Below are 24388 nucleotides of genomic sequence, written 5' to 3' on the forward strand. Positions count from 1 at the left end.
AGGGCGACCTTGCCGAGGGAGGGTGCCGATGGTCGATGTTCCGCTTGGCGTGGCCGGCGTGCCGCCGGCCGAGGTCGAAGATGTCGAACTCTACCATCCGAAGAGCTGGCTGACGCGCTATGTGTTCAGCCAGGACGCGAAGATCATCGCCGTGCAATATTCCGTCACCGCGCTGTCGATCGGCCTGGTCGCGCTGATGCTGTCCTGGCTGATGCGGTTGCAGCTGGCGTTTCCCGGCGCGCTCTCCTTCATCGACGCCGATGCCTATTACCAGCTCATCACCATGCACGGCATGATGATGGTGGTCTATGTGCTGACCGCGCTGTTCCTCGGCGGCTTCGGCAACTACCTGATCCCCCTGATGCTCGGCGCGCGGGACATGGTGTTTCCCTACGCCAACATGCTGAGCTTCTGGTTCTACCTGCTGGCGGTGGTGGTGCTGTTCGCCAGCTTCGCGGTGCCGGGCGGGCCGACCGGCGCCGGCTGGACGCTCTATCCGCCCCAGGCGATCACCACCGGGACGCCGGGCCTCGCCTGGGGCATCATCATGATGCTGGTCTCGCTGATGATCTTCATCGTCGGCTTCACCATGGGCGGCCTCAACTACGTGGTCACCGTGCTGCAGGGCCGCACCCGCGGCATGACGCTGATGCGTATGCCGCTCACCGTGTGGGGCATCTTCACCGCCAGCGTGATGGCGCTGCTCGCCTTTCCCGCGCTGTTCGTCGGGGCCGTGATGATGCTGTTCGACCGGCTGCTCGGCACCAGCTTCTTCATGCCGGCGATCATCGAGCAGGGCGCGCGCCTGCCTTATGGCGGCGGCAGCCCGATCCTGTTCCAGCACCTGTTCTGGTTCTTCGGCCACCCCGAGGTCTATATCGTCGCGCTGCCGGCCTTCGGCATCGTCTCCGACCTCATCAGCGTCCATGCCCGGCGCAACATCTTCGGCTACCGGATGATGGTGTGGGCGATCGTGGCGATCGGCGCGCTCAGCTTCGTGGTGTGGGCGCACCACATGTATGTCAGCGGCATGAACCCCTATTTCGGGTTCTTCTTCGCGACGACCACCCTGATCATCGCGATCCCTACGGCGATCAAGGTCTATAACTGGGTGCTGACGCTGTGGCGCGGCGACATCCACCTCACCGTGCCCATGCTGTTCGCGCTCGCCTTCATCGTCACCTTCGTAAATGGCGGGCTGACGGGGCTGTTCCTCGGCAATGTGGTGGTGGACGTGCCGCTGTCCGATACCATGTTCGTCGTCGCCCATTTTCACATGGTGATGGGCGTGGCCCCCATCCTGGTGATCTTCGGCGCCCTCTATCACTGGTATCCGAAGGTGACCGGGCGGCTGCTCAGCGTGCCGCTCGGCCAGATCCATTTCTGGGTCACCTTCCTCGGCGCCTATCTGATCTTCTTCCCGATGCACTATCTCGGGTTGATGGGCGTGCCGCGGCGCTATTACGAGATGGGCCAGACCGCCGTCTATCCGCCGTCGGCGCACGACCTGAACATCTTCATCACGGTGATGGCGCTGCTGGTCGGCGCCGCGCAGTTCGTCTTCCTGTTCAACCTGATCTGGAGCCTGCGCCACGGGCGCGCGGCCGGCGGCAATCCGTGGCGCGCCTGCTCGCTGGAATGGCAGACCCCGGTGACGCCGCCGCCGCACGGCAATTTCGGCAAGGACCTGCCGGTCGTCTATCGCTGGGCCTATGACTACAACGTGCCCGGCGCGCCGGAGGATTTCATTCCGCAGAATCAGCCGCCGCTGGCCGGCGAGATCGCGAGCCGGGCGCCATGAGCATCGTCGTCGCCCTCCTCGCCATTTTCATCGGCATCGCCGCCTGGTGGCTGGCGACGCAGCGGATCATGTCCAAGCCCTGGCTGGAGATCGGCGTCGTCGACACGCCGCCCGGCGTGCGCCCTCCGACGGCGAAGATCGGGCTCGGCGTGTTCCTGGCGGTTGCCGGCGTGCTGTTCGCGCTCTCGATCAGCGCCTATTCGATGCGGCTGCAGGCCGCCGACTGGTGGCCGCTGCCGGCGCCACGACTGCTCTGGTTCAATACCGGCCTGCTGATCCTCGCCAGTGCCGCGCTGGAATGGACCAAGACGCAATCGCACCATGCGGACCTCGATGGCGTGCGCTTCGGGCTGGTCGCCGCCGGCGTCTTCACGTTCGCCTTCGTCATCGGTCAGCTGGCGGTATGGCGGGAACTGGCGGGCGAGGGCTATTTCCTGGCCTCCAATCCCGCCAATGCCTTCTTCTATCTGATGACGGGGCTGCATGGGCTGCATGTGCTGGGCGGGCTCGTCGCACTGGTCCGCGTCACGTTGCGCGCGTTCGGCGCCGATCAGGTTGGCGGCGACCGGAGCAGGCTGCGGCTCGGTCTCGAACTGTGCGCCATCTACTGGCATTTCCTGCTGGTCGTGTGGCTGGTGCTGTTTGCGCTGATCGCCGGCTGGGCCGGCGATGTCTTCGAGATCTGTCGTCAGGTGTTGAGCTGAACATGTCCTGAGCCGAAGGAGCGATCGATGGTGCAGATCTGGCTGAGGAACGAGGCGGACGAGGCCCGGCCATCCTTCGGCCGAGCATCCTCCGGCCTTGCCGGCATCGCCGCCGATCTCTCCTCCGACCAGCGGGCGTTCAAGAACGTCTCCTGGGGGAAGGCCATGATGTGGATCTTCCTGCTGAGCGACACCTTCGTCTTCAGCTGCTTCCTGATCTCCTACATGACGGCGCGCATGTCGACGACGGTGCCCTGGCCCAATCCCAGCGAGGTGTTCGCGCTGGAGATCGGCGGCACATCCTTCCCGCTGCTCCTGATCGCCATCATGACCTTCGTGCTGATCAGCTCGAGCGGCACCATGGCGATGGCGGTGAATTACGGCTACCGGCGCGACCGCGTCACTACCGCCAGGCTCATGCTGGCGACGGCGGCGCTGGGTGCCACCTTCGTCGGCATGCAGGCCTTCGAATGGACCAAGCTGATCCATGAGGGCGTCCGGCCATGGGAGAATCCGTGGGGCGCCGCGCAGTTCGGCTCCAGCTTCTTCATGATCACCGGCTTCCACGGCACGCATGTCACCTTCGGCGTGATCTTCCTCGTCGTTATCGCGCGCAAGGTTTGGCGCGGAGATTTCGACACCGGGCGGCGCGGCTTCTTCACCAGCCGGAAAGGGAATTACGAAGCCGTCGAGATCATGGGCCTCTACTGGCACTTCGTCGATCTGGTCTGGGTGTTCATCTTCGCCTTCTTCTATCTGTGGTGAGCAAAATGACCCATGTTGCAACCCATGACACGGCGCAGCACCCGATCCGGCTCTATCTGGTGGTGTGGGCTTGGCTGTTCGTGCTCAGCACCTGCTCCTACCTGGTCGATTATTTCCATCTTGAGGGCCACCTCAGATATTCGCTGATCCTGCTGTTCATGGTGCTCAAGGCGGGGCTGATCGTCGCCGTCTTCATGCACATGGCCTGGGAGCGCCTGACCCTGATCTATGCCATTCTGCTGCCGATCGGCGCGGTGCTGGTCTTCGTCGCCATCATGGTACTGGAATCCGACTACACGCTGTCGAGCCGCACTCCTCATCCCGGCCTGTTGTGAACGGCCGACGAGATCGGGTTGAACGTGCCGCCCTTGCCGACGATTTTCATGCGGGTCGGAAGATCGGGGGCCATGCCATGGGCCAGTCAGCGCAGCGCTATCTCGTCTTTGAAACCGCGGGCGGCTATTGCGGCATCGCCTGGAGCGACGCCGGCATCACCCGTTTCCAACTGCCGACGCGCAGCGCCGAGTCGACCGAGCGCAATCTGCTGCGGCGCGTGCCGGAGGCCATGCCCGGCACACCTCGCGGCGAGATCGACGAGGCGGTCGCCGCGGCGAAGCGCTATTTCGCCGGCGAGGCGGTCGATTTTTCGCGCTTCACGCTCGACCTAGGCGATCAGGACGACTTTTTCCGGCAGATCTACGACGCTGCGCGGCAGGTCGGCTGGGGCGAGACCACGACCTATGGCACGCTGGCGAAAGAGCTCGGCGCCGGACCGGAGGCGGCGCGCGATGTCGGGCAGGCCATGGCGAAGAATCCGGTGGCGCTGCTCATTCCCTGCCACCGCGTGCTCGCGGCCGGTGGCAAGGTCGGCGGCTTCTCCGCCCCGGGCGGCTCCGCCGCCAAGATCCGCATGCTGGAGCTCGAGGGCGTCCATGTCGGCCCACCGCCGCCGGCGCAGCAGTCCTTCGGGTTCTGAACCAGCATCTATTGGCTGCCACGCCGCGCGGTTGCCGAAGCAATGAGGGTTTGCCTGGAGATGCGAGCCTGTCGTCGATCCTCGGCCGCCGCCCCAGGCCGGATGCGGCAGCAAGGATGCGCAAGTTGCGTTCGGCCCACCGCCTCGCCCCACGGATGGAGGGCTCGAAGGCGATCGCGCCGCCACCGCGCGCTATGGCCCATCGCATGATCCGCGGAGCGGTCCACTACGCCGGATGAGTGAGCGCGAGCTCGATGGCGGCCGCAGCCTCTCCAGCCGTCGCGATCGCCGCGTCCATGCAGGGGAATTCGAGATAGTCGCCGGCAAGGTGCAGCCGTCCCAGATCGCGCGTCAGGGCCGACTGAAGCGCCGCGCGGCCGGGGAATGAGTAGGGAGCGCCCAGCGGCCAGCGCTGGATGACGATCTCCTCAACGATGCCGCGCGCCTGCGGAAAGAGTTTCTCCAGATCCGCCTTGAACCGCCGGGCGATTTCATCGTCCGACAGCTTGATGAGTTCGTCGGCTCCGCGTGCGCCCCGGAATAACATCAGGCTGCCGCCGGCTTTGCGTGGACCCACGCGCAATGTGCTCGCCTGATTGAAGAACACACCAAAGGAAAGGCCGGGCGTGGCGATCGCATAGTTTGCATCCCAAGGCATCGGGCCGGTTTCGGAGGTGAGGACGGCGGCCGAGAGGAAGGTGCCGTAGCGGATCCTGCCGAGCGCTTCGGCCGTCTCGGCCGGCAGTCCGCGCAGGATCTTCGCGGACACCGTCGCCGGCGTCGCGACGATGGCGTGCCGGGCGCGAACGAGGCGCAGTTCGCCGCCCTGCCGGTAAGCGATTTCCACGGCCTCGCCCTTCTGTTCGACGCTGATCGCCTCGGCATTCAGATGCAGCCGGTCGCCAAGTGCCGAGGCGATGGCTTCCGGAAGCCGGGACGAACCGCCGAACAAATTGCGGCCGAAGGAATGCTTCGACCAGACCTGGGCGAAGGAGGTCAGCCCGTAGCCGGCCGCCATCTCGCTTGGATCGGCTGCGGTACGCTCGGTGATGGTGCGCAGGATCAGCTCGGTGTCGGGCGTGAGCGCGCCCACATAGTTCTCCAGCGTCCGCCCGTTCTCGAAAGAGAGTTGGCGCATGCGGCGCGTGCCCGGCGGCTCACCCGGAACCGCCTTCTGCACTTCGAGCAGCCGCATGACGCCGGAGCGCAGCTTCAGCCCCATCTTCACGAAGGACAGGCGGGCGCCAAGATCCAGCGGCAGGCGCAAGGGGAAGGTTTCGGAGCGCCCGCCCGCCACGACCTTCCCCTTGAAGGCGATCCCCATCCGGTCTCCTGGAATAGGCCGTGCCTCAAGGCCGAGTTCATCCGCCAGCGCACCGGCGGGCGAGGCCGACTCGCCGAACAGGTGCGCGCCGAAGTTCAGCCAATAGTCGCCACGTCGCTCGGAGCGCAGCCGCCCGCCGGGACGGGCACCCGCCTCCAGGACCAGCACGTCGCGGTGTCGAAGGCGCCACGCGCCGCTCAGGCCCCCTATCCCGCCACCTATGATAACGACATCGTGCATCCCGGTTTCAGCCATGTCGGGCGCCCCGGTCAGTTGCCGTCGATCCGCTCGAACAGAATGTCCTGAGCGCCCTCCCACAACGTCTTCCTGCCCAGCGCCGGAAGGTTCTCCTGCCCCTTGGTGACGGTGAGAAAGTGGTTGCCGGCGAGCTGGCCCATCTTGCTCGCGAAACACACGCTGCCATAGGCGAGCAGGAGTTCCGTTTCGCTGTACCCACCCGGATAGAGGAGGAACTGTCCGGGAGCCGGGAAGCTGGTCGCGTTTTCGAAACCGATGCCGAAATCGGTGTCGCCGAGCGGGATCCAGCAGCCCTCGCCGCTCCATCGCACATGAATGATGCGCTGCCGATACGGCAACAGGCCGAGGAACAGCGCGCAGGTCTTCGGAGCGGCCTCGGTCTCGAGCTTGGCCTCCAACTCATAGGGGCCGGCGGTGATGCGCAGGGAGGTCATCAGGGGCTCTTTTGCAGGGATGATCAGGCGAGGGCGTGGTCGAGAGCGCGCTTCAGCGTCTCGGTTTCGGATGGGGTCGAGGGGAATTGCGGGGGGCGCAGCGTGTCGTTGCCGAGCTGGCCCAGGAGTTTCAGGCAGGTCTTCAGCCGCGCCGTCGCCCGTCCGCCCGGCGCGTGCCGGTAGATGGCGGCCGCAAGCGGATAGAGGCGATCATGGATCCGCCGCGCGCATGTCCAGTCCTGCGCCTGAGCCGCTTCCCACAGATCGACAATGAGGTGCGGCACGACGGCCGCGAGCGATACCTGACTGCCAACGGTGCCGATCAGATAGCAGGCGAGCAGGTGCTCGTCGCCGGAGCCGAGCACCTTGAAAGCGGGCCGCTCGCCCTGCAGGAGGCGCATATTCTCCTCATAGGCGGCGACCTCCCAGCTTCCTTCCTTGATGGCGACGATGCGCGGCTCGCGGGCGAGGCGCGACAGGAGGTTGCCGGAATAGGACATGGTCCCAGCGGCAATGGGCGCGCCATAGAGCATCAACGGCACGCGGGTGGCATCGCGGATCATCCGATGATGCAGCATGACGCAGTCGTCGTCATGGTTGAGCGCCCAGCTGTTCGGCGGGAAGACGAGGAGCCCGTCCGCGCCCGCCGCCTCCAGCGCGGCCCCCTCCTGGGCGGCCTCCAAGCTCGATTCGTGATTCACGCCCGAGACGATGAGCAGGTCCGGCGCCATCTCGCGCGCCAGTGCGACGACCCGCATCTTCTCGTCGCGCGAGAGCACGAAGTTCTCTCCGGCATGGCCGTTCAGCAGCAGGCCCCGAATGCCCCGCACGGCCGCGACCCGCGAAATGTGGTCCTTGAGCGCGGCCTCGTCGATCGAGAAATCATCTCGCATCGGCACAATCGTTGCCGCGTGGATACCCGTCAAACGATCCGTGAATGACTGCGCCATGAATGTCCAGATTCTCCGCGTCGCATCAAGTGTCGCTCGGATCCCATAGGCGCCGGCGCCTTCGGCGCGCGCGATTCGAACGTTCCGTGCTCACTTTTTGCACTTTACATATCGGCAATATGTATACAAATTGTCGACCAACAAGCAATAGCCGCCTCGCAGCCGTCGCTGCGCCCGAGCGGCCCTTCCACTGAGGAGAATGTTGATGCTGAAGAAACTAGCCCTCGCGGGGCTCGTCGCGCTGACGGCATTCGTCGCGACCGTGGCGCCCGCCGCCGCGCGCACGCTGGACGACGTGATCTCGTCGGGCGTCATCCGCGTCGGCGTCAACCCGACGCTGCCCCCGCTCGGCAAGTTCGACGAGAAGAATCAGATCGTGGGCTTCGACGTCGATTTCGCCACCGAGATCGCCAAGATGCTGGGCGTGAAGCTCGAGGTGGTTCAGGTCGGCTCGCCGGACCGCATTCCCTTCGTGGCCTCCGGCAAGATCGATGTCGTAATGGGCGCCATGACGCGTAATCCGGAGCGGGCCAAGGTCATAGACTTCACCGTTCCTGCCCACACCGAAGTGCTCGGCATCCTCACCACCGAGGACAAGTCCTTCAAGGACTGGAAGGAGATGAACTCGCCGGACGTGACCTTCGTTCAGGTCCGCGGCTCGACCCCGGTGAAGTTCATCGAGGACAATCTGCCCAACGCGAAGGTGACCCTGCTCGACAACTACCCCGACGCGGTGCGGGCGCTCGCCCAGGGGCGTGGCACGGCCATGATCGACGTCATGGACTTCATGCAGGAGCATATGGACCGCCACAAGAGCACCAAGTGGAAGATCGTCGAGACCCCCGTCGATATCTACTACTGCTCGCTCGGCGTGGCAAAGAACTCGACGGGTCTCAAGGACTGGCTCAACGTCGCGATCTTCGAGATGCACCGCCGCGGCAAGACCGACGAACTGTGGAAGAAGTGGTTCGGCATGGACATGATCGCCCCCGTCAAGGTCACGCCCTACTTCTGAAACCCGCAAGCAGGGCTCGATCCGGCCGGGGCCTCCTTCCCGCCGGATTGTCGTCCAGCGGAGTTGTTTCACGCATGAGCCAGATTCAGCAATGAGCTACGTCCTGCAATATGGTCAGGTCTGGCCCTATCTGCCCCGTCTTCTGGAAGGCGCGCTGCTGTCGATCCAGATCGCCGTCCTCGCCTTCAGCGGCGGCCTGCTGATCGGCACGGCGTGCGCCGCCGTGAAGAGCTTCGGCCCCCGCTGGGCGGTTGCGGCCGTGGGTGTCTATGTGACGTTCTTCGTCAACACGCCGCAGCTCGTGCAGATCTATTTCCTGTACTTCGTGCTTCCCGATAGCGGTATTCTGCTGTCGTCCTACAATGCCGTGCTGCTCGGCATGACGCTTAATGCCGGGGCCTACCTCACCGAAATCCAGCGCGCCGGCTTCGAGAGCTCGCGGCGCTCCGAGATCGAGGCGGCCGAGGTGCTCGGCTTCTCGCGTTTGCAGCAGATCCGCTACGTGATCCTGCCCCATGTCGCGCGGGTGCTGTTCCCGCCGCTGTCGAACCACTTCATCATCATGACGCTCGGCACCTCGATGGCCTCGGTGTTCGGCGTCGAGGAACTGACCGGCGAGGCGCTGAACGTCAACGCGCTGACCTTCCGCTCCGTCGAAGTGTTCACGATCACGGCCGGCATTTATGTCGTGCTCACGCTGGTCGCCTCGACGCTGCTCGCGCTGTTCGGCCGCTATGCCTTCCGGGTACGGACGAGGGCCGCGTGATGTTTTCGCAGATCGCCTCCGAATGGCCCGACTTCGCCACCTACTACAACATGCTCTTCCTGGCGCAGGCCGCCGGGACGACGCTTGCGCTCTCGGCGCTCGGCGTCGTCCTGGGAAGCCTGCTCGGTCTGGCGCTCGCGGTGACGCGCACGACGCGGGGCCGGCTGCTCGCCCCGCTGCGGACGCTGGCCTTCACCTTCACCGAGATCTTTCGCCGGGTGCCCTTCCTCGTCACCCTGATGCTCGCCTTCTTCGTCTTCCAGATGTTCTTCGCCGACACCTCGCTGTTCGTGGTGGCGGCCGTGACGACGACGCTGATCGCGGCGGCGTTCTTGTCCGAGATCATCCGGGGAGGGCTGAACTCGGTTCACCCGAACCAGTGGGAAGCGGCGGCGGCGATGAATTTCTCGCTGCTGCAGACCATCCGCCATGTCGTGCTGCCGCAAGCGTGGCGGATCATCCTGCCGCCGGCCTTCGGCTTCTTCGTGCTGTTCATCAAGGATACGGCGCTTGCCTCGCAGATCGGCGTGGTCGAGCTGACCTATGCCGGCAAGGTGCTGAACAACAAGGGTTTCTCGCCGGCTCTCGCCTTTGGCGCGATCCTGATCATCTATTTCTTGATTTCCTATCCGCTCGCGCGGCTCGGCGCGGCGCTGGAGGCTCGTCTTGCATCATCTCGACATCACCGCTCTTGAGGCCCGTTACGGGGCGCATACCGTGCTGTCCGGCATCAACCTCAGCGTCGGCCGCGGCGATGTGATCGGGCTGATCGGGCCTTCCGGCTCCGGCAAGAGCACGATCCTGCGCGTGCTGATGGGGCTGCTCCCGCCGGGTTCCGGCAGTATCAAACTCGACGGCGTAGCGGTGAACTACGCCAATGCCCGCGAGGTGCGACGGCTGCGCGACCGCATCGCCATCGTGTTCCAGCAATACAACCTGTTCCAGAACATGACGGTGCTGCAGAACGTCACGATCACGCCGATCAAGATCAAGAAGCGCCCCAAGGCCGAGGTCGAGGAAGAAGCGAAGGCGCTGCTCGCCAAGGTAGGGCTCGCGGACAAGTTCAATTCCTATCCGGACCAGCTCTCCGGAGGCCAGCAGCAGCGGGTCGCCATCGCGCGTGCCCTCGCGCTGCGGCCGGAGATTCTCCTGCTGGACGAAGTGACGGCCGCTCTCGATCCCGAACTGGTGTCCGAGGTACTGGATTCGATCCGCCTCCTCGCCAAGGAGGGCATGACGATGATGATCGTCTCGCATGAGATGGGCTTCATCCGCGAAGTCGCCTCGCGCGTGGTGTTTATGGCGAGCGGCAAGATTGTCGAGGAAGGGCCGGCGGCGCAGATCTTCGACGCACCGACGCAGGCGCGCACGCAGGACTTCGTCTCGAAGATATTGCGACACTGAGTGGTTCCGCGCGTTGCGCGGGGCGGCGTTCAAGCGGGCCGGCGGGGACCCGCACTCACCAACGCATCGGCCGGCGGCACCGGCGCCGCGGGCCGGCTCGCCGTGGGCTTGCTCGCCGTGACCCTGACTCGCTATGGCCCTGATTCCGATATCGGAACGCCCGCGCGACGCTAGCGCACGGTGGCGATGGCAAAATCGCCGATGCTGCGAATATGGGACTGGACAGCCCTACGGGCGGCCTTCGCGTCTTCGGCTTCCAGCGCTTCGAGGATCGCCAGATGCTCGACGGAATCCGGCTGCACCCGGTCGGCCAGCCGCGCGATCTCGAACAGGCGTGTCGTCACCCGGAAGCCGCGAATCGCCTTCATCAGCACCTCGTTGCCGCAGTGCCGCGCGAACAGTTCGTGAAGATTGTCGTCCGAGCGCCAATGGGCATCGGTGTGATAGGTGGTTGCGGTTTTCAGGCTATTGATTTCGGCGCGCACGGTCGCGAGTTCCATCCGGGGAATGTGTCCGGCGGCCATCGCAGCGGCTTCAGGTTCCAGGATTTCACGAACGCGCAGGCTCTGCAGATACTCGCCGAGGTCGACATGCCGCACCTTGAAGGAGCGTCCGTTGCCCTTCACGACCAGTCCCTCGCCCTCAAGCCGTTGCAACGCCTCGCGCAAGGGGGTGCGCGAGATGTTCAGCTGATCCGCAAGGCGCAGTTCCACGATGGTTTCGCCGCCGCGCAGGCGCCGGTCCCGGATCAACTCCGTCACCGCCTTGTAGGCGAGATTGGAGAGGTTGTCGCTGCGCGTACCCGGCTCGATGTCCTTGGCGGCACTTTCGCTCATAGATCGACTCTCGACGCCGGAGACGCGAAGGGCGAACGGTTTCGGGGCAGATAGGCGCCGAAATCCTTCCGACCGACCAACTCCCCATTCTCCACCACCTTGGTGCCGCGTACGAGTGTCAGCGTCGGCCAGCCGGTGAGCTCCGCTCCTTCATAGGGCGTGTAGTCCGCCCCGTCCTGCAGCATCTCGTGGCGCAGCACGACGCGCTTCGTTGGATCCCAGACGACGATGTCGGCATCCGAACCCACCGCGATCGTCCCCTTGCGCGGATAGAGCCCATATGTCTTGGCGGGGTTCGCCGCGGTCACCGCGACAAATTGTTCGAGGCTCATCCGTCCTTTGCTCACGCCTTCCGAGAACAGGATAGGCAGGCGCGCGCCGATGCCGGGAATGCCGTTTGGCACCCAGCGGAAGCTGGAGCGGCCCCTGGGGTTCAGCTTGCCCTGTTCGTCGTCATAGCGATATGGACAGTGATCGGAGGAAAACACCGAGAATACGCCGGACCTCAGCCCCTCCCAGCAGGCCTCCTGGCTCTCGACGTCGCGGGGTGGCGGCGAGCACACATATTTGGCGCCCTCCATGCCCAAACCGTCGAGATCGTCCTCGGTGAGGACGAGATATTGCGTGCAGGTCTCGCCGAACACGCGGAGCCCGCGCTGCTGCGCCCAGCGGATCTGCTCCATCGCCTCGCGGTTGGAGACATGGACGATCATCACCGGAACATCGACGAGTTCGGCGAGCGATATGGCGCGATGCGTCGCCTCGCGTTCCACCACCTTCGGGCGCGAGGTCGCGTGATAGCGCGGCGCGGTCTTGCCGGCTTTCTCCAGTTCCTCGGTCATGAAGCGGATGGCGTCGTAATTCTCCGCATGTACCATCACCAGCGCGCCGGTCTCACGCGCGACCGACATGACGTCAAGGATCTGGCGATCGTTCAGCTTCAGATCGTCATAGGTCATGAAGATCTTGAAGGAGGTGTAGCCATCCTCGACGAGAGCCGGCAGATCCTGGCCCAGAAGCTGCTCGTTCGGCTGGTTGATGATCAGGTGAAAGCTGACATCGACATAGGATTGGCCCTCAGCTTTGGCATGATAGGCACGCAGCGTCTCGCGCAGCGGCACGTCCTTCTCCTGAAGGCAAAAGGGCATGACGGTCGTGGTGCCGCCGAACGCGGCCGAGCGGGTGCCGGTTTCGAAATCGTCGGCCATGACGATGCCGTTACCGGAAGGCTGGGCGATATGCACATGAGAATCGACGCCGCCGGGCAGCACCAGCTTGCCCGTCGCGTCGATCATCTCGCGGCCCTCCAGCTCGTGGCCGAGCGCCACTACCTTGCCGCCGCGTATGCCGATGTCGCAGTGGACGCGATCGCCCGCCGTCACCACAAGCCCGCCAGAAACAACAGTATCGAAAAGCGGCATCGACATCCCTCAGTTTTCTCGCGATTGTATACATATCGAATGCAAAGTAGAAGCCGGATTCGGCTGCTCGTAGGAAACAATCGCTGCGGCTGGACCGGAATTGGCTCGGGGCGGGCCATCCGGACCTGGAGGCTCGAAACCCGGAACTCCCGATGATCCCGGCCGAGCCCGTCAAGGAGCAGGCACCGGCCGGCTATGCTCACCACGGCACGGGATGTCCCTCGCGGTCGAGATAGTGGAGGCCGGGCTGGCCCCGCTGCGCGAGAAGCGTCGACACGATCTGCGGCACGGTCTCTTCCATGGTGAAGGGCGCGTCGGGGCCGCCGAGCCCGGTGCGGATCCAGCCCGGCGCCATCAGGATCAAGGCGCGTGGTTCGCCCGCGTGGCGGGCGGCATAGCTGCGCATATACTGGTTCAGCGCCGCCTTGGAGCCGCGATAGACCTCGTGACCGCCCTTGATGTTGTTGGCGATGCTGCCCTGTCCCGACGACATGATGCCGATCATTCCGGCCGGCGACACGAGATCCTGCAAGGCTTCGACGACGCGCATCGGGCTCAGCGCATTGGTGACCATCACGCGGGTGAATTCCTCGGTCGTAACCTCGGCGATGGTTTCGTCCTGGTTGGCATTGGCCGTGCCGGCGTTCACGAACAGGATGTCGATGCCGCGCCCGGTCAGGCGCTGACGCAGGGCGGCAATCTCAGGCGGTTGGGTGATGTCGAGCGGCTCGATCTCGACGCGGCCGGGATGGGCCTGCGCCAGATCGTGCAGCGGTGTCCGGTCGGTGCCGCGCACGGTGCCGATGACGGTCCAGCCTCGTGCCACGAACTCGGCCGCCATGGCATGGCCGAGGCCACGCGACGCGCCGACGAGAAGCACGGTGCCGGTTGCCTTGCTGGGGTCAATCGGGGTCATGGATGGTGCCTTTCCTCTTCGATATCTCCGGCGAAGATGCGAGCGACAGAGGCAATGCACCAGGCGCACAGGATGCAAACTATTATTGTGTTCGGCGCTATGCCTGATCTGCCGGAGGGTCTAAGGTCGGACGATGGACGCCGCCGATCTCAACCTGCTTCCCGCCCTGGACGCTCTCCTCGCCGAGGGGAGCGTGACGCGCGCGGCGCGGCGCCTCGGCCTGAGCGCCTCCGCCATGAGCCGGACACTGGCGCGGCTGAGGGCCGCGACCGGCGATCCGTTGCTGGTGCGCGCCGGTCGCGGACTTGTGCCGACGCCGCGCGCGGTCGCGCTGCGTGATCGGGTGCACGCGCTCAACCGGGAGGTGCAGGAGGTGCTTCGCCCGCCGGATGATCGGCTTGAACTCGCGACGCTCGACCGCACCTTCACCATTCGCGCCAATGAAGGTTTCGTCCGGCTGTTCTCCGCCCCTCTCGTCGCGGCCGTGACGAAAGCGGCGCCGCGCGCACGGCTACGCTTTGTGCCGAAGCCCGCCAAGGACGCCGGGCCTCTGCGGGAAGGCGCGGTCGACATCGAGATCGGGGTGCTGGGCAACTTCGCCCCCGAAGTGCGCACCTGTCTGCTCTTCCGCGACCGCTTCCTCGCCGTGGTGCGGGCGGGGCATCCGCTGTTGTCCATGCCGGTGACGCCGGAACGCTATGCCGGCGCTGGGCATGTCGTGGTCTCGCGCAAGGGCGACTCTGCGGGGCCGGTCGACGAGGCGCTGGCGGCGCTGGGGCTTCGGCGGGACATCGTCGCCGTCGTGCCGGGCTTTCCGGATGCCGTGCGCATCGCCCGTCACTCCGACCTGGTCGCCCTCATACCCCGGTCGTGCCTTGGCGATGCCTCGCTCATGGACGGCTGTGCCAGCTTCGAGCTTCCGGTCGAAACACCCGAAATCGTCGTCTCGGCGATGTGGCATCCCCGCATGGAGGCCGACCTCGCGCACCGTTGGCTGCGGGACACGATCCTGTCGATCTGCCGTTCACCACCCTTGTGAATGGGATGAGCATCGCTCTATGGCGTTGAAAGCGCGTGGGCCACGTCGCCAGTTGGCAATTGGCGAGGCCGGCGGGCTGCGAGCCACCAGGAAGGCGAATCATGTGTTCGCCAGCCCTATGACGGGGCATCGGATGGATCCGAGCCGGTACCATGTACCGTGCTTTGGGCATCGAGAGGCCGATCAAAGCGCCTTGATCAAAACCTCAAACCGGAGGTTTGGCAGAATCGGTGTGCCGAACCGGGTGTCAGTCGACGGAAAGGGCTCTGTCTGACCGGTTCGGATGTAACCGCGCCGTTCGTACCAGTCGAGCAGGGTTTTGCGTTCGTCGATGACGGTCATCTTGACCCTCTGCCCCCCTCTTTCTCTGATCCAATCTTCCGCCGCGCCGAGGAGCCGTCGGCCGAGTTGATTGTTCTGCTGCTTCGGATCGATGGCCAGCGAGCCGAGATACCAAGTCGCCCCATCGGCGTCAGGCTCGACCCAAACACAGCCGAGAACCTCTTCCTCACTCTTGCAGACCAGCAGGAAGGCCTGAGGCTTTCGGGCGATCTCGTCACGCAGCGTGGCTTCGCTGATACGATCTCCCGCGAGCAGCCCGACCTCAGTAGTCCAACCAGCCTCGCCGCCAGTCGCACGGTAGGCGCGGTTCAGCAATGAGACGACCGAGACGATTTCCCTATCGGAGGCAACGTTGATTTGCATAATTCGTCCTCTCGCCCGTCAGGGGCGGACTGTTAACATCTCGCGATAGCAGCGGCCGCTGCCCTCGAGCGGGACGCCGGTGCATTTGCCGATCGCGGTCCAGCCTTCAACGCAGTCGTGACGCGTTATCTGGGTGGGCGAAGGAAACCGCTTGATATCCGCCGGAGAAAGCTGGAGCGGCCGATCCACGAGGGGGGCACGGCTCTTTACTGTCGCGGCGCCGTAAGGCGTTCGATCAGGGGCCGGGTGATGGCTGCGTAGATTGAGGGTTCGCCATAGGCCCGTGCCGACAGCATGGCCCCATGCACGGTTGCGATGAACGTCTCCGCTTCGGATCGGGCCGTACCGGACAGCGTCAGCGTCCCCTGCTTCGCGCCCTGCTCCATGAGCGACGTCAGCCAGGCGGAGAACAGGCGAAAATAGGCCCGTACTTCCAGGACGACATCTGGCGGTAGCACGGGGATTTCGCTCGCAAGCAAGGCGCAAACGCAAAAAGGCCTGGTCCCGTCGCCGATGCAGGCGGCCCAATACTCCGTATAGGCGCGAAGCTGATCAGCGGGCTCCTGACGCGCGAGTTGGGCAATCGCCGCCTCGGCCTCCTCGCGATATCGCGCCACAAGGGTCCGGACCAGATCGACCTTGCTCGGGAAATGGTGATGAATGCTTGCCTTGCGGATGCCGACGACCTCGGAGATATCAGCGTAGCTGAAGCCATTGTAGCCACCCGCCACGATGAGCGCGCGTGCGCAACCAAGTATCTCGTCGGAGGTGCTTGTCATGTTTGCCATGGCTTTGTCTACCTTCTGGTAGGGAGTGCGTCAAGCGGGGCTAACAGGGGCCGTGCGAATCGGACGCTAAGGTCGAACAGAGTGAGTACCTCCATCGCTCGACGTAGCCTAACCGGGAGTCCAAGCGACCGGAAAACCCTTGGTCGGACTGCTGCCGGTTCTGTGGACGACGACACGTGGTGAGAACAGGTCGACGACGGCGGCAACATAGAGCCAGCCCTCCGCGGCCCAGATGTCGGTGAAGTCCGCCACCCATTTCTGGTCTGGAGCCGAGGCCTCGAAGGCGCGGTCGGGCAGATTGTCCGACGCGGCGGCCCGCACGCCGGCATCCCTCGGCAGCCCACGACGGCGCGGCCGGGCCCGCAACCCAAGCTCCCGCATGATACGTTCGACCCGAATGCAGCCCACAGGAGAGCCCTTCCGCCAGCACATCGGGGCCAGACGCGTCGTGCGCCATAGGTTCGATCGCTGCTGTTGAAGCTCCGGTCGATCGCCGTCGCGAGCACGTCCCTACAGGTGTTCACCTAATCGATGCGGCGATCGGCGCGACGATCTCTTCTTGCGGGGCTAACGCCGACCACTCGGCAAAGCTCGGCGTCGGCATGTCGAAACGATCGCGAATTGTCGAGCAGGTGCTCCCGCCAAGCCGTGCGATGGCATCTAGCCGCGCTGGATCAATGCGCAGGCGCTCGGTGTCCACGACATCCGAGCGATAATGCGCGTAGACGATCTCACCGAGGATGATCTGCCGCGACTTGCCAAGTTCGAGTGTGAGATGTCGCCGGCATTCGAAAGCGGCGGGCGCCTCCCTGATCCAGGGCGATGCCACCTTCACTCCCGGCACGGCGGTGAAGCCGGCTGCGGCGAGTTCATCCTCCCCCGGCGGGAACTCCGCCGCGCACAGATGCATGCCCTCGGCGATGGTGTGGGAGACGATGTTGACCGTGAACACTTCGGTAAGCCGGATGTTCAGCGCCGTGTCCTTGAACGACATGTCGGCGTGGTTCTCGACGCCCAGCGCCACGATCGGCGGATCAGCCGAGAGGCAGTTGAAGAAGCTGAACGGCGCCGCGTTCACCCGCCCCTGCGGGTCGACCGTCGTCACCAGCGCGATCGGGCGCGGCACGATGGTGCCGATCATCAGCTTGTAGCGCTCGCGCTCGCCAAGCTCACGAAAATCGAAGGCGATGGAATCGGTGTCCGGCTCGGGATGCATGCTCATGCTTCGAGCCCCCTGATGCGTGCGGCATAGGGCGCGAGCACGTCGCGAATGTCGCGTTCCGCCTTCTGCTGGAGCAGCGCGCGGCTGGCGACGGCTTCCAGATGGTGGTCCATGAGTTCGACGGCGCGCGCGCCATTGCCTGCGATCAGCGCGTCGACGATCTCGCCATGCTCGCTCACGCCACAGTCGGAAGAGTGCGGGCGGCCATACATGGCGAGGATGAGCGAACAGCGCGACACGACTTCGGTGACATAGCGCACCAGCACATGGTTGCCGGTCAGGCGCGCGAGCAGAAGATGGAACTCGCCGGCAAGGCGGATCGATTCCACCTCATTATGGCCGGAGACCTCGCGCTCGCGGGCGACGTGGTCGCGCAGCACGGCGATTTCGTCGGCTTTCAGCTTGCCGGACAGGCATTCGGTGACGATCCGCTCAAGGCCCCGGCGGACGACGAACACATCGCGTCCTTCATCGAGGCTCGGATTGGCGACGAAGGCGCCGCGATTGGGTTTCAACTCGACCAGTCCTTCCACGGCGAGCCGCCCGAGCGCCTCGCGCGCGATGGTGCGGCTGGTACCGAAGGCGTCGCCGATGGCGTCCTCCGGGAGCTTGGCCCCCGGCTGGAGCCGCTGCTCGATAATGGCTTGGCGAAGCGCGTCCTGAACCGCCTCGGTGCGGGAGATCGCCCCGCTTTCGCCAGCGGCAGGAGGACCTTTCCCCTTCGCGGTCGGATCGTTCACCGAGCGCGAGGCGCCCTTCTTTACGCGCGTGATGTTCATGCGAGCACTCTATGTTTCGTATGCATTGAATCAGCCAGCCGAGGCGGTCGCAGCCTTACGCGCTTTCACCCAACTGTCGAGGATGGCGACCGCATCCGCGTCCATTGCCTGCTGCGAGGGCATGGCGCGATCCTCGACGAGGGCGCCGGCTTCTGCACGCAATCTATCGACATCGATCGGATGGCGCTCGCGGCGGGTCAGCGTGGCGAAAGCCGCGCCAGCCTGATTCATTGAAGCGGCGTAGTAGAGCTTGGAGATGCCCGCGACTTCCATGGTCGCCACGCACATCGCGCAGGGTTCGCAGGAGGTGTAGAGCTCACAGCCGGTGAGGTCGACGCATTCCAGCCGTCGGCAGGCGTCGCGGATCGCCTCCACCTCGCCATGCGAGGTCGGATCGAAGTGGGCGAGCGAATGGTTCAGACCCTCGCCGACAATGGCGTCGTCCTTGACGATGACGCAGCCAAACGGCTCGGTGCCCGGCGTGTCGAGCGCCTGCCGCGATATCTCGATGGCCCGGCGCATGAAGTTCTCACGGTACATATCTTCCTCCTTGAAAGTCAGGCGGCCTGCGGCAGCAGCCAGTCTTCAATGCATCTGACCTGGCAGCGGCAGCAGCCAGGCGTGTTCGGGGTTCCAGCTCAGCTTGACCTTGCGGCCCGGCACAAGGTTCAGCGCCTCGATTTCGTGTTGCTGCTTCTGCACGCGGAATTCCGCGCCACCTTCGATCTCGACAAACACAGTCTGGGTCGAGCCGACGAATTCCAACCCGAGCACCGTACCGGGCAGGCCCTCGCCATCGGCTGCCAGCGCGATGCGGTCGGCGGCGATGACGAAGTCGCCCCTGCTCCCCTGCGGACGGGCCGCTGTGGCCGGCACGCGGAAATCGCCGACCGCGCCGGTAATGTCGAGCAGCCCGTCGCGTGAGCCGCGCACCTCGCCGCGCACCAGGTTGTTCATCCCCATGAACTCCGCGACAAAGGCGTTGGCCGGCGCGCGGTAGACATCCTGCGGGCGGCCGACCTGCTGGATGTGTCCCTCGCTCATGATGACGATGCGGTCGGCCAGCGCAAAGGCTTCGGACTGGGCGTGGGTCACATAGACGAAGGTGATGCCGAGTTCGCGGTGAAGCCGCGACAGCTCGGTTTGCATACGCACCCGCAGATGCGCGTCGAGCGCCGAGAGCGGCTCGTCAAGCAGCAGCACGGAAGGCTCGGTCACCAGCGCCCGGGCAATCGCCACGCGCTGGCGCTGGCCGCCGGAAAGCTGGGCGATGTTGCGTTCGGCCATGCTGGCGAGGCCGAGCCGGTCGAGCCATTCCAGCGCCCGCTTGCGCCGCTCGGCCGCTCCGACCTTCTGCATGCGCAGGGGAAAGGCAACATTCTCGGCAACGGTGAGGAACGGGAACAGCGCAAGGCTCTGCCACACCATCGGGGTGTTGCGCTGGAACGCCGGCACGCCGCGCATGCTGTCGCCGCCGATGCGGATCTCGCCACCGGTCGGCTCATCCAGGCCGGCAATGAGCCGCAGCGTCGTCGACTTGCCGCAGCCAGAAGGACCCATGATGGCGATGAACTCGCCGGCGTCGATGTCGAGGTCGATGGATTTGACGGCGTGGTGGTCGGGATAGCGCTTGTCGAGTTGATCGAGCGCGATGAACGGGGTCTTCATATCACTCTCCTTCGGGTGTGGGGCGGCGCCCGGCGCGCACGCCGGTGAAGCGCTGGGCGATCAGGACCAGCGCCACGCTGATCACCAGCACCACGGTGCCGATGGCATTGATCTTTGGGTTCACCTGCCCCTGCAGCAGGTTGAGGATGCGCACCGGCAGCGTCTCGTGCACGCCGCCGACGAACCAGGCGATCAGGAATTCGTCGAACGACACCGCCGCCGACAGGAAGAACGAGGCGACCAGCGCCGGCTTGCAGAACGGCAGCACGACATGGATCAGCGCCGCCGCCGGCGAGGCACCGAGATTCCACGCCGCCGGCTCCAGATCGCGGCTGAGATCGTTGAGCCGCAGCCGGATGATGGCCATGGCAAAAGAGGTGGCGATGGCGACATGGCAGGCCATCACGGTCTCCAGCCGCCCGAACAGGCCGATGCGCGAGAGAAAGGCTAGCATCGCCATGCCGAGGATGGTGGCTGGCACTGCTGGCGGCACTGCGACCAGCAGCACGAAGGGCAGTTTGAGCCGGAAGCGGTAGCGGAAATCGATATAGGCCGCGGCAAAGCCGAGCACGGTCGAGAGTACTGCGGTGCCAAGCCCGACCAGCATGCTGTTGAGGAAGGCATTGCGGATCATCGGATCGTCGAGGATGGCGCGATGCCATTGCAGGCTGAAGCCGCCCCACGGAATGGTGGGAAAGCGGTTGGCGTCGAAGGAGAACACGACGATGACCAGCATCGGCGTGGCGATGAAGCCGAACAGCAGGCTGAGGAAGCCGTATTGGGCGAGGCGCGACAGGCGCGTGGCGAGGACCCGGTTCATCGCGCCGCCTCCCTCCGCGCCGCGCGGCCGCGCGACAGGGACTGGCCGAGACCGAGCACCAGCGCCAACATCACCAGCATGGAGACGCCGATCACCGAGGCGCGCGGCCATTGCGAGCCGGACTTCACCGTGTCGACGATCAGGATGGAGAGCGTCGGCGGCTTGGAGCCGGTCATAAAGAGCGGGCTGATATAGTCGCCGAAGGCCAGAAGGAAGCTGGTGGTCGCGGTGAGCGCGATGGCCGGGCGCAGCGAGGGGACGATCACATGGGCGACCACCCGCGCGCGGCGGCAGCCGAGGTTTTCCGCCGCCTCGACCAGCGTACGGTCGATGCCGGCCATGGCGAAGACGAGGATCAGCACCGCGATCGGCAGGGTGAGCGTGAGCAGCCCCACCTGTAGCGAGAACGCCCCGCCCAGCAGCGGCAGCGGGTCGATGCCGATCCCGCCGAGCAGCGCATTGGTAATGCCCTCCGGGCTCAGCACGATCTGCCATGCATAGATGCGCAGCATGTAGCTGGAGAACACCGGGACCACGAGGGCGGCGACGGCGAGGTCCCGCAGCCGCGGGCTCAGCCGGAAGGCGATGGTATAGGCGGCGGGAAAGGCGATCGCCACCGCCAGCACCGTCGTGGTGCCGGCGACGGCGAAGGTGTGCGCGAGCGCGCGCTGGAAGGTCGCAGAGAACAGGATCCGCGACCAGTTGTCGAGCACGAAGGCGGGTTCCAGCCGGAACGCCTTCACCTGCCAGAAGGTGACCACAACCAGGAAGACCAGCGGCGCGGCGAAGAAGACCGCCTGCCAGATGAGTACGGGCAGGCCGAGCATCGACGGCAGCACGGCGGGAGACCCCGCCATGCGCGGCCGGCGCAGCCAGGACCAGCGCCCGAGGGCGCCGGCACGCGTCGTCACGGAGGCGGCCGTCATGGCGGGTCCCCTTGGTTCGCGTTGAATCAGAGGCTCTTGAACTCGCTCCAGGCGTCGTTCCAGTCCGAGATCTCCTGCTGCTTGGGCAGCTGCCGGAACTGGATGCGCTTCGCCTTGTACTCGTCCATGACATTGGGGCCGGTCAGCGTCATACGCAGGGTCTCGGCTTCCTTCGGCATGGTCTCGTTGAGCAACTTCCAGCCGGCGATCGAGGGGATCGACTTCTTGTTGTCGACCTTGGTCGCCATCTTCACCTGGCCCTCAGGCGAGGTGGTGTACTGGATGAATTTGCGGGCGAGGTCACGCTTGGGCGTGCCCTTCACGATGGACAGCGATTCCGTCCATTGCAGGCCTCCCTCCTCCGGGATGATGGTGTCGACCGGTACGCCATTCATCCGCAGGCCGAGGGTGATCCACTCGCCGATGCCCGGCACCAGCTGGGCGCGGCCATTGGTAAGCGAGGAGAAGATGTCGGCGATGGTGTAGAAGCCGGAGGCCTGCGGCTTCAGCGAGAACAGCTTCTCCTTCACCGCCTCGAAATGCGCCTCGTCGATATCGAAGGGCGGCCGGTTGCCGTTGGAGAGGCTGATCGAGCCGATGGAGGGCAGGTACCAGTCGAAGAAGCCGACCTTGCCCTTGGCCTTCTCGCTCCACAGCGCGGCATAGGAGGCGACCTCCTTCGGCGTGAATTCCTTTGTGTTGTAGGAGAGGCCGAGATAGCCGAAATCGGTCATCACGCCGTAGAGCTTGCCGTCGAACCAGTGCAGCGGGAACTTCTGGAATTCCGGCCAATAGTCCTTGAGCGGGTAGTCGGCCGGGTCGAGCTCCTCGATGAAGTCGGCTGCATGCAGCAGGTGCATGTACTCGGCGTCGGCCAGCACCACGTCGAACGAGCCGGGCGGCGACTGGTTGATGACAGCCAGCATCTGGTCGCCGCCGACATACTCCTTGATGCGGATCTTGACGCCGTTTTCCTTCTCGAACTGCTCGACGAGATAAGGATCGGCATTGCCCGGCCAGGACAGATAGTTCAGCACCTTGGGATCGTCAGCCTGCGCCGACGTCCAGCGGGAGGTGGCGGCAAGGGCACCGGCGGCGACGCTGGCCTTGAGGAAGGAGCGGCGACTGATGTCGCCCGGAAGGATGGGAGTGCGCATCGGGTCTGTTCCTGCTTCTGGATTTTTCGCATGCATCAAGTGCATGCAATTCATAAAGCAAGGTGCGTGCCAAAAACGAGATCTAATGTCACCGCAACAAAAGCAATGGCTTGTGAAATGGAGCGCGCGGCGGCGAAATCCAAGCCTGCATCGGAAACGCGCTGGATGCCATAATCACATGCACTAATTGTGTGCGATGCGTGGGCAGCGGGGCAACATCACGATGTGGCCTGACATTCGTTTTCGAACGACGGATTGACGCTCGGCTTGTGGTGCTGACGGCTGGGATCACGAGCGAGCTCGGGAATGCCCGGCTGGCTCCTCCATGCCGAACGCTGCTAAAACCAAGCACTCTTGGGCGCCAGGCACGCGGTGGCAAATTGCGGATCAAGTATTGCCGCAGCACAGCAGCAACCCTTCAAGCGCGCAGGGCATCACTGGAAGTTCGCTTCCCTGCCAGCATCGTCGCGTGTCGGTGGCATGGTCGCCGGCGAGGATGCCATCACTCTTTTGCCGCGACCTGTTCGAAGATCTCCTCTTCCTGCGCATTGTGAAGGCGAACGAGCGCTTCGATCGTCTCCATCACCCTTTGTGCGTCGCGAATGAGGTAGAAATCGACGTGAGCAGGATCGAGGCCGTCGGCGATGCGGCCGAGCAGCCGCGATTGGTGGAGAATCTCGCGATGCGCGCGGGTCATGGCGCCGAGGCCATGTTTGTCCGCCAAAAACTCCAGCAAGCGCGGATAGACGTCGGTCTCGTCGTTGCGCTCGTGACCGACGATGGGACCGGATACAATGCGCCCCGCTTCGAGGATGAGCGGCACGGCATCATCCGGCGTGGCGGTATCGAGCGCGTCGGCAATCGCCCTGAGCCGGTCGAGCGAAATCTCAAGCCGTTCGTGCTCCTCTCGCAGGCGGTCGGCCGCTCGCGCCGGCATATGCTGCCGGCTCGAGCCGAGCCCAGGTCCGAGCGCGCGCAGCGCATTGAGGATGACGGCGACGTCGATGACTTCCTGCGTCAGGGCGCCAGCAACGGGCGCTAGCCAGCCCGCTGCCGCAGCCAGCATCGCCACCCCCGACATTGCCATCCCGGCGAGAATGCTCTGCATGGCGATGCGGCGGGCGCGCCGGGCGATGCCCACCGCGTCGGAGACCCGATCGAGGCGGTCGACGAGAATGACGACGTCGGCCGCTTCCGAGGAGGCGCTGGCTCCCCGAGCCCCGATGGCGATGCCGACATCCGCCCGCGCAAGCGCCGGCGCGTCATTGATGCCGTCGCCGACCATGACGGTGCAGTGAAGCCTCTGTTCCGCCGCGACCGCATCGACCTTGTCCGCCGGCCCGCGATCGGCCAGCACCGCGTCGAGATCGAGGGCGATACCGATCGCTTCTGCCGCATCCGCCCTGTCGCCGGTGAGCATGAGGATGCGCCTCACCCCGCAGCTGCGCAGGGCCTGGATGGTACGCGGGCTCTCGCGGCGCAGTTCATCGCCGAGCAGCAGCGCGCCGATGACTTCGCCGTCGACCGACACGAACACGGCAAGGGCCGAGCGCCAGGCCGCGCGTCTGAGCACGCGCAGCGCCCAGTCGTCGGGCTTTGTCGCACCATAGACAAACGGATAGCCTGCCCCTATTGAGTGGTCCGGTTTGACTCTAATGCATAGTGGGCCTTTCGGCCTGGCTTGATTGGCAGGGCTTCAGGGACAGGATGGCCG

25 protein-coding genes and 3 pseudogenes are annotated in these 24388 nt (G+C 65.0%); 10 read left to right on the forward strand and 18 right to left on the reverse strand.

Translation table 11 applies throughout. The features are described 5' to 3' along the window. Positions 1-28 precede the first annotated feature (28 nt). The 5 genes from J2X65_RS23730 to J2X65_RS23750 all read left to right on the forward strand — a co-directional run bounded on the left by J2X65_RS23730 (position 29) and on the right by J2X65_RS23750 (position 4246). Positions 29-1801: a cbb3-type cytochrome c oxidase subunit I gene (locus J2X65_RS23730; protein WP_310206865.1), complete on the forward strand. Its 1773-nt coding sequence runs from the start codon at positions 29-31 to the stop codon at positions 1799-1801. Continuing rightward, positions 1798-2505 (forward strand): cytochrome c oxidase subunit 3, encoded by a 708-nt coding sequence (locus tag J2X65_RS23735; protein ID WP_310206868.1) that lies wholly within the window; start codon positions 1798-1800, stop codon positions 2503-2505. The genes J2X65_RS23730 and J2X65_RS23735 overlap by 4 nt, the downstream gene beginning before the upstream one ends. A gap of 27 nt (positions 2506-2532) precedes the next feature. Beyond that, positions 2533-3270, forward strand: coding sequence for a heme-copper oxidase subunit III family protein (locus J2X65_RS23740; RefSeq protein ID WP_310206872.1), 738 nt, complete (start codon positions 2533-2535; stop codon positions 3268-3270). 5 nt (positions 3271-3275) lie between these two features. Next, positions 3276-3605, forward strand: a complete 330-nt coding sequence (locus J2X65_RS23745; RefSeq protein ID WP_310206875.1) for a cytochrome C oxidase subunit IV family protein — start codon at positions 3276-3278, stop codon at positions 3603-3605. 77 nt (positions 3606-3682) lie between these two features. Next, on the forward strand, positions 3683-4246 hold the full coding sequence (locus tag J2X65_RS23750; RefSeq protein WP_310206878.1) for a methylated-DNA--[protein]-cysteine S-methyltransferase: 564 nt from the start codon (positions 3683-3685) through the stop codon (positions 4244-4246). 226 nt (positions 4247-4472) lie between these two features. On the opposite strand, the gene J2X65_RS23755 is transcribed toward J2X65_RS23750, so the two are convergent. From J2X65_RS23755 to J2X65_RS23765, 3 genes are read right to left on the reverse strand one after another with little or no spacing between them, the layout of a single operon-like run. After that, entirely contained in the window at positions 4473-5825 is a 1353-nt protein-coding gene (locus J2X65_RS23755; RefSeq protein WP_310206882.1) for an NAD(P)/FAD-dependent oxidoreductase, read from the reverse strand. 14 nt (positions 5826-5839) lie between these two features. Next, positions 5840-6262 carry a DUF3830 family protein gene (locus J2X65_RS23760; RefSeq protein WP_310206885.1) on the reverse strand — a complete coding sequence of 141 codons (423 nt, stop codon included), beginning with the start codon at positions 6260-6262 and terminating at the stop codon, positions 5840-5842. 23 nt (positions 6263-6285) lie between these two features. Further along, positions 6286-7212 carry a dihydrodipicolinate synthase family protein gene (locus J2X65_RS23765; RefSeq protein ID WP_310206888.1) on the reverse strand — a complete coding sequence of 309 codons (927 nt, stop codon included), beginning with the start codon at positions 7210-7212 and terminating at the stop codon, positions 6286-6288. Between the two features lie 205 nt (positions 7213-7417). Between J2X65_RS23765 and J2X65_RS23770 the strand changes: the two genes are divergently transcribed. The 4 genes from J2X65_RS23770 to J2X65_RS23785 all read left to right on the forward strand — a co-directional run bounded on the left by J2X65_RS23770 (position 7418) and on the right by J2X65_RS23785 (position 10397). Next, positions 7418-8227, forward strand: coding sequence for a transporter substrate-binding domain-containing protein (locus J2X65_RS23770; RefSeq protein ID WP_310206891.1), 810 nt, complete (start codon positions 7418-7420; stop codon positions 8225-8227). 91 nt (positions 8228-8318) lie between these two features. Then, a complete protein-coding gene (locus J2X65_RS23775) occupies positions 8319-8993 on the forward strand; it encodes an amino acid ABC transporter permease (RefSeq protein WP_310206894.1) in 675 nt (224 codons plus the stop codon). After that, positions 8993-9688 carry an amino acid ABC transporter permease gene (locus tag J2X65_RS23780; protein ID WP_310206943.1) on the forward strand — a complete coding sequence of 232 codons (696 nt, stop codon included), beginning with the start codon at positions 8993-8995 and terminating at the stop codon, positions 9686-9688. Before J2X65_RS23775 ends, J2X65_RS23780 begins: the two co-directional genes overlap by 1 nt. Then, positions 9660-10397 carry an amino acid ABC transporter ATP-binding protein gene (locus tag J2X65_RS23785; protein ID WP_310206897.1) on the forward strand — a complete coding sequence of 246 codons (738 nt, stop codon included), beginning with the start codon at positions 9660-9662 and terminating at the stop codon, positions 10395-10397. Before J2X65_RS23780 ends, J2X65_RS23785 begins: the two co-directional genes overlap by 29 nt. 170 nt (positions 10398-10567) lie before the next feature. Here J2X65_RS23785 and J2X65_RS23790 read toward each other — a convergent pair whose 3' ends face one another. The 3 genes from J2X65_RS23790 to J2X65_RS23800 all read right to left on the reverse strand — a co-directional run bounded on the left by J2X65_RS23790 (position 10568) and on the right by J2X65_RS23800 (position 13570). Then, a complete protein-coding gene (locus J2X65_RS23790) occupies positions 10568-11233 on the reverse strand; it encodes a GntR family transcriptional regulator (RefSeq protein WP_310206900.1) in 666 nt (221 codons plus the stop codon). Further along, complete coding sequence (gene hydA, locus J2X65_RS23795) at positions 11230-12654, reverse strand: dihydropyrimidinase (protein ID WP_310206947.1); 1425 nt, start codon at positions 12652-12654, stop codon at positions 11230-11232. Before hydA ends, J2X65_RS23790 begins: the two co-directional genes overlap by 4 nt. 199 nt (positions 12655-12853) lie before the next feature. Then, positions 12854-13570: an SDR family oxidoreductase gene (locus J2X65_RS23800; protein WP_310206903.1), complete on the reverse strand. Its 717-nt coding sequence runs from the start codon at positions 13568-13570 to the stop codon at positions 12854-12856. Between the two features lie 133 nt (positions 13571-13703). On the opposite strand from J2X65_RS23800, the gene J2X65_RS23805 reads away from it, so the two are divergent. After that, positions 13704-14609, forward strand: a complete 906-nt coding sequence (locus tag J2X65_RS23805; RefSeq protein WP_310206905.1) for a LysR family transcriptional regulator — start codon at positions 13704-13706, stop codon at positions 14607-14609. Positions 14610-14792: 183 nt separating this feature from the next. Here J2X65_RS23805 and J2X65_RS23810 read toward each other — a convergent pair whose 3' ends face one another. From J2X65_RS23810 to J2X65_RS23865, 12 genes and pseudogenes are all read right to left on the reverse strand, one after another. After that, a complete protein-coding gene (locus J2X65_RS23810) occupies positions 14793-15314 on the reverse strand; it encodes a GNAT family N-acetyltransferase (protein ID WP_310206908.1) in 522 nt (173 codons plus the stop codon). Between the two features lie 66 nt (positions 15315-15380). Then, positions 15381-15506, reverse strand: a pseudogene (locus J2X65_RS23815) (molybdopterin-binding protein); the annotation flags it as partial. 14 nt (positions 15507-15520) lie between these two features. Then, positions 15521-16102, reverse strand: a complete 582-nt coding sequence (locus J2X65_RS23820; RefSeq protein WP_310206912.1) for a TetR/AcrR family transcriptional regulator — start codon at positions 16100-16102, stop codon at positions 15521-15523. Positions 16103-16270: 168 nt separating this feature from the next. Further along, positions 16271-16605: pseudogene (locus J2X65_RS23825) on the reverse strand (IS3 family transposase); the annotation flags it as partial. Between the two features lie 17 nt (positions 16606-16622). Then, a complete protein-coding gene (locus tag J2X65_RS23830; protein WP_310206950.1) occupies positions 16623-17318 on the reverse strand; it encodes a flavin reductase family protein in 696 nt (231 codons plus the stop codon). Between the two features lie 2 nt (positions 17319-17320). After that, positions 17321-18103 (reverse strand): GntR family transcriptional regulator, encoded by a 783-nt coding sequence (locus J2X65_RS23835; RefSeq protein ID WP_310206917.1) that lies wholly within the window; start codon positions 18101-18103, stop codon positions 17321-17323. 30 nt (positions 18104-18133) lie between these two features. Then, complete coding sequence (locus J2X65_RS23840) at positions 18134-18643, reverse strand: nucleoside deaminase (RefSeq protein WP_310206919.1); 510 nt, start codon at positions 18641-18643, stop codon at positions 18134-18136. A 45-nt stretch (positions 18644-18688) separates the two neighbouring features. Beyond that, positions 18689-19771, reverse strand: coding sequence for an ABC transporter ATP-binding protein (locus tag J2X65_RS23845; protein ID WP_310206922.1), 1083 nt, complete (start codon positions 19769-19771; stop codon positions 18689-18691). 1 nt (position 19772) lies between these two features. Continuing rightward, positions 19773-20591 carry an ABC transporter permease gene (locus tag J2X65_RS23850; protein ID WP_310206925.1) on the reverse strand — a complete coding sequence of 273 codons (819 nt, stop codon included), beginning with the start codon at positions 20589-20591 and terminating at the stop codon, positions 19773-19775. Next, positions 20588-21517, reverse strand: a complete 930-nt coding sequence (locus J2X65_RS23855; RefSeq protein WP_310206928.1) for an ABC transporter permease — start codon at positions 21515-21517, stop codon at positions 20588-20590. The genes J2X65_RS23850 and J2X65_RS23855 overlap by 4 nt, the downstream gene beginning before the upstream one ends. A gap of 26 nt (positions 21518-21543) precedes the next feature. Then, entirely contained in the window at positions 21544-22674 is a 1131-nt protein-coding gene (locus J2X65_RS23860) for a spermidine/putrescine ABC transporter substrate-binding protein (RefSeq protein WP_310206931.1), read from the reverse strand. A gap of 502 nt (positions 22675-23176) precedes the next feature. Beyond that, a pseudogene (locus J2X65_RS23865) lies at positions 23177-24295 on the reverse strand (heavy metal translocating P-type ATPase); the annotation flags it as partial. Positions 24296-24388 lie beyond the last annotated feature (93 nt).

The organism is Ancylobacter sp. 3268, assembly GCF_031456575.1.
Taxonomy (GTDB): domain Bacteria; phylum Pseudomonadota; class Alphaproteobacteria; order Rhizobiales; family Xanthobacteraceae; genus Ancylobacter.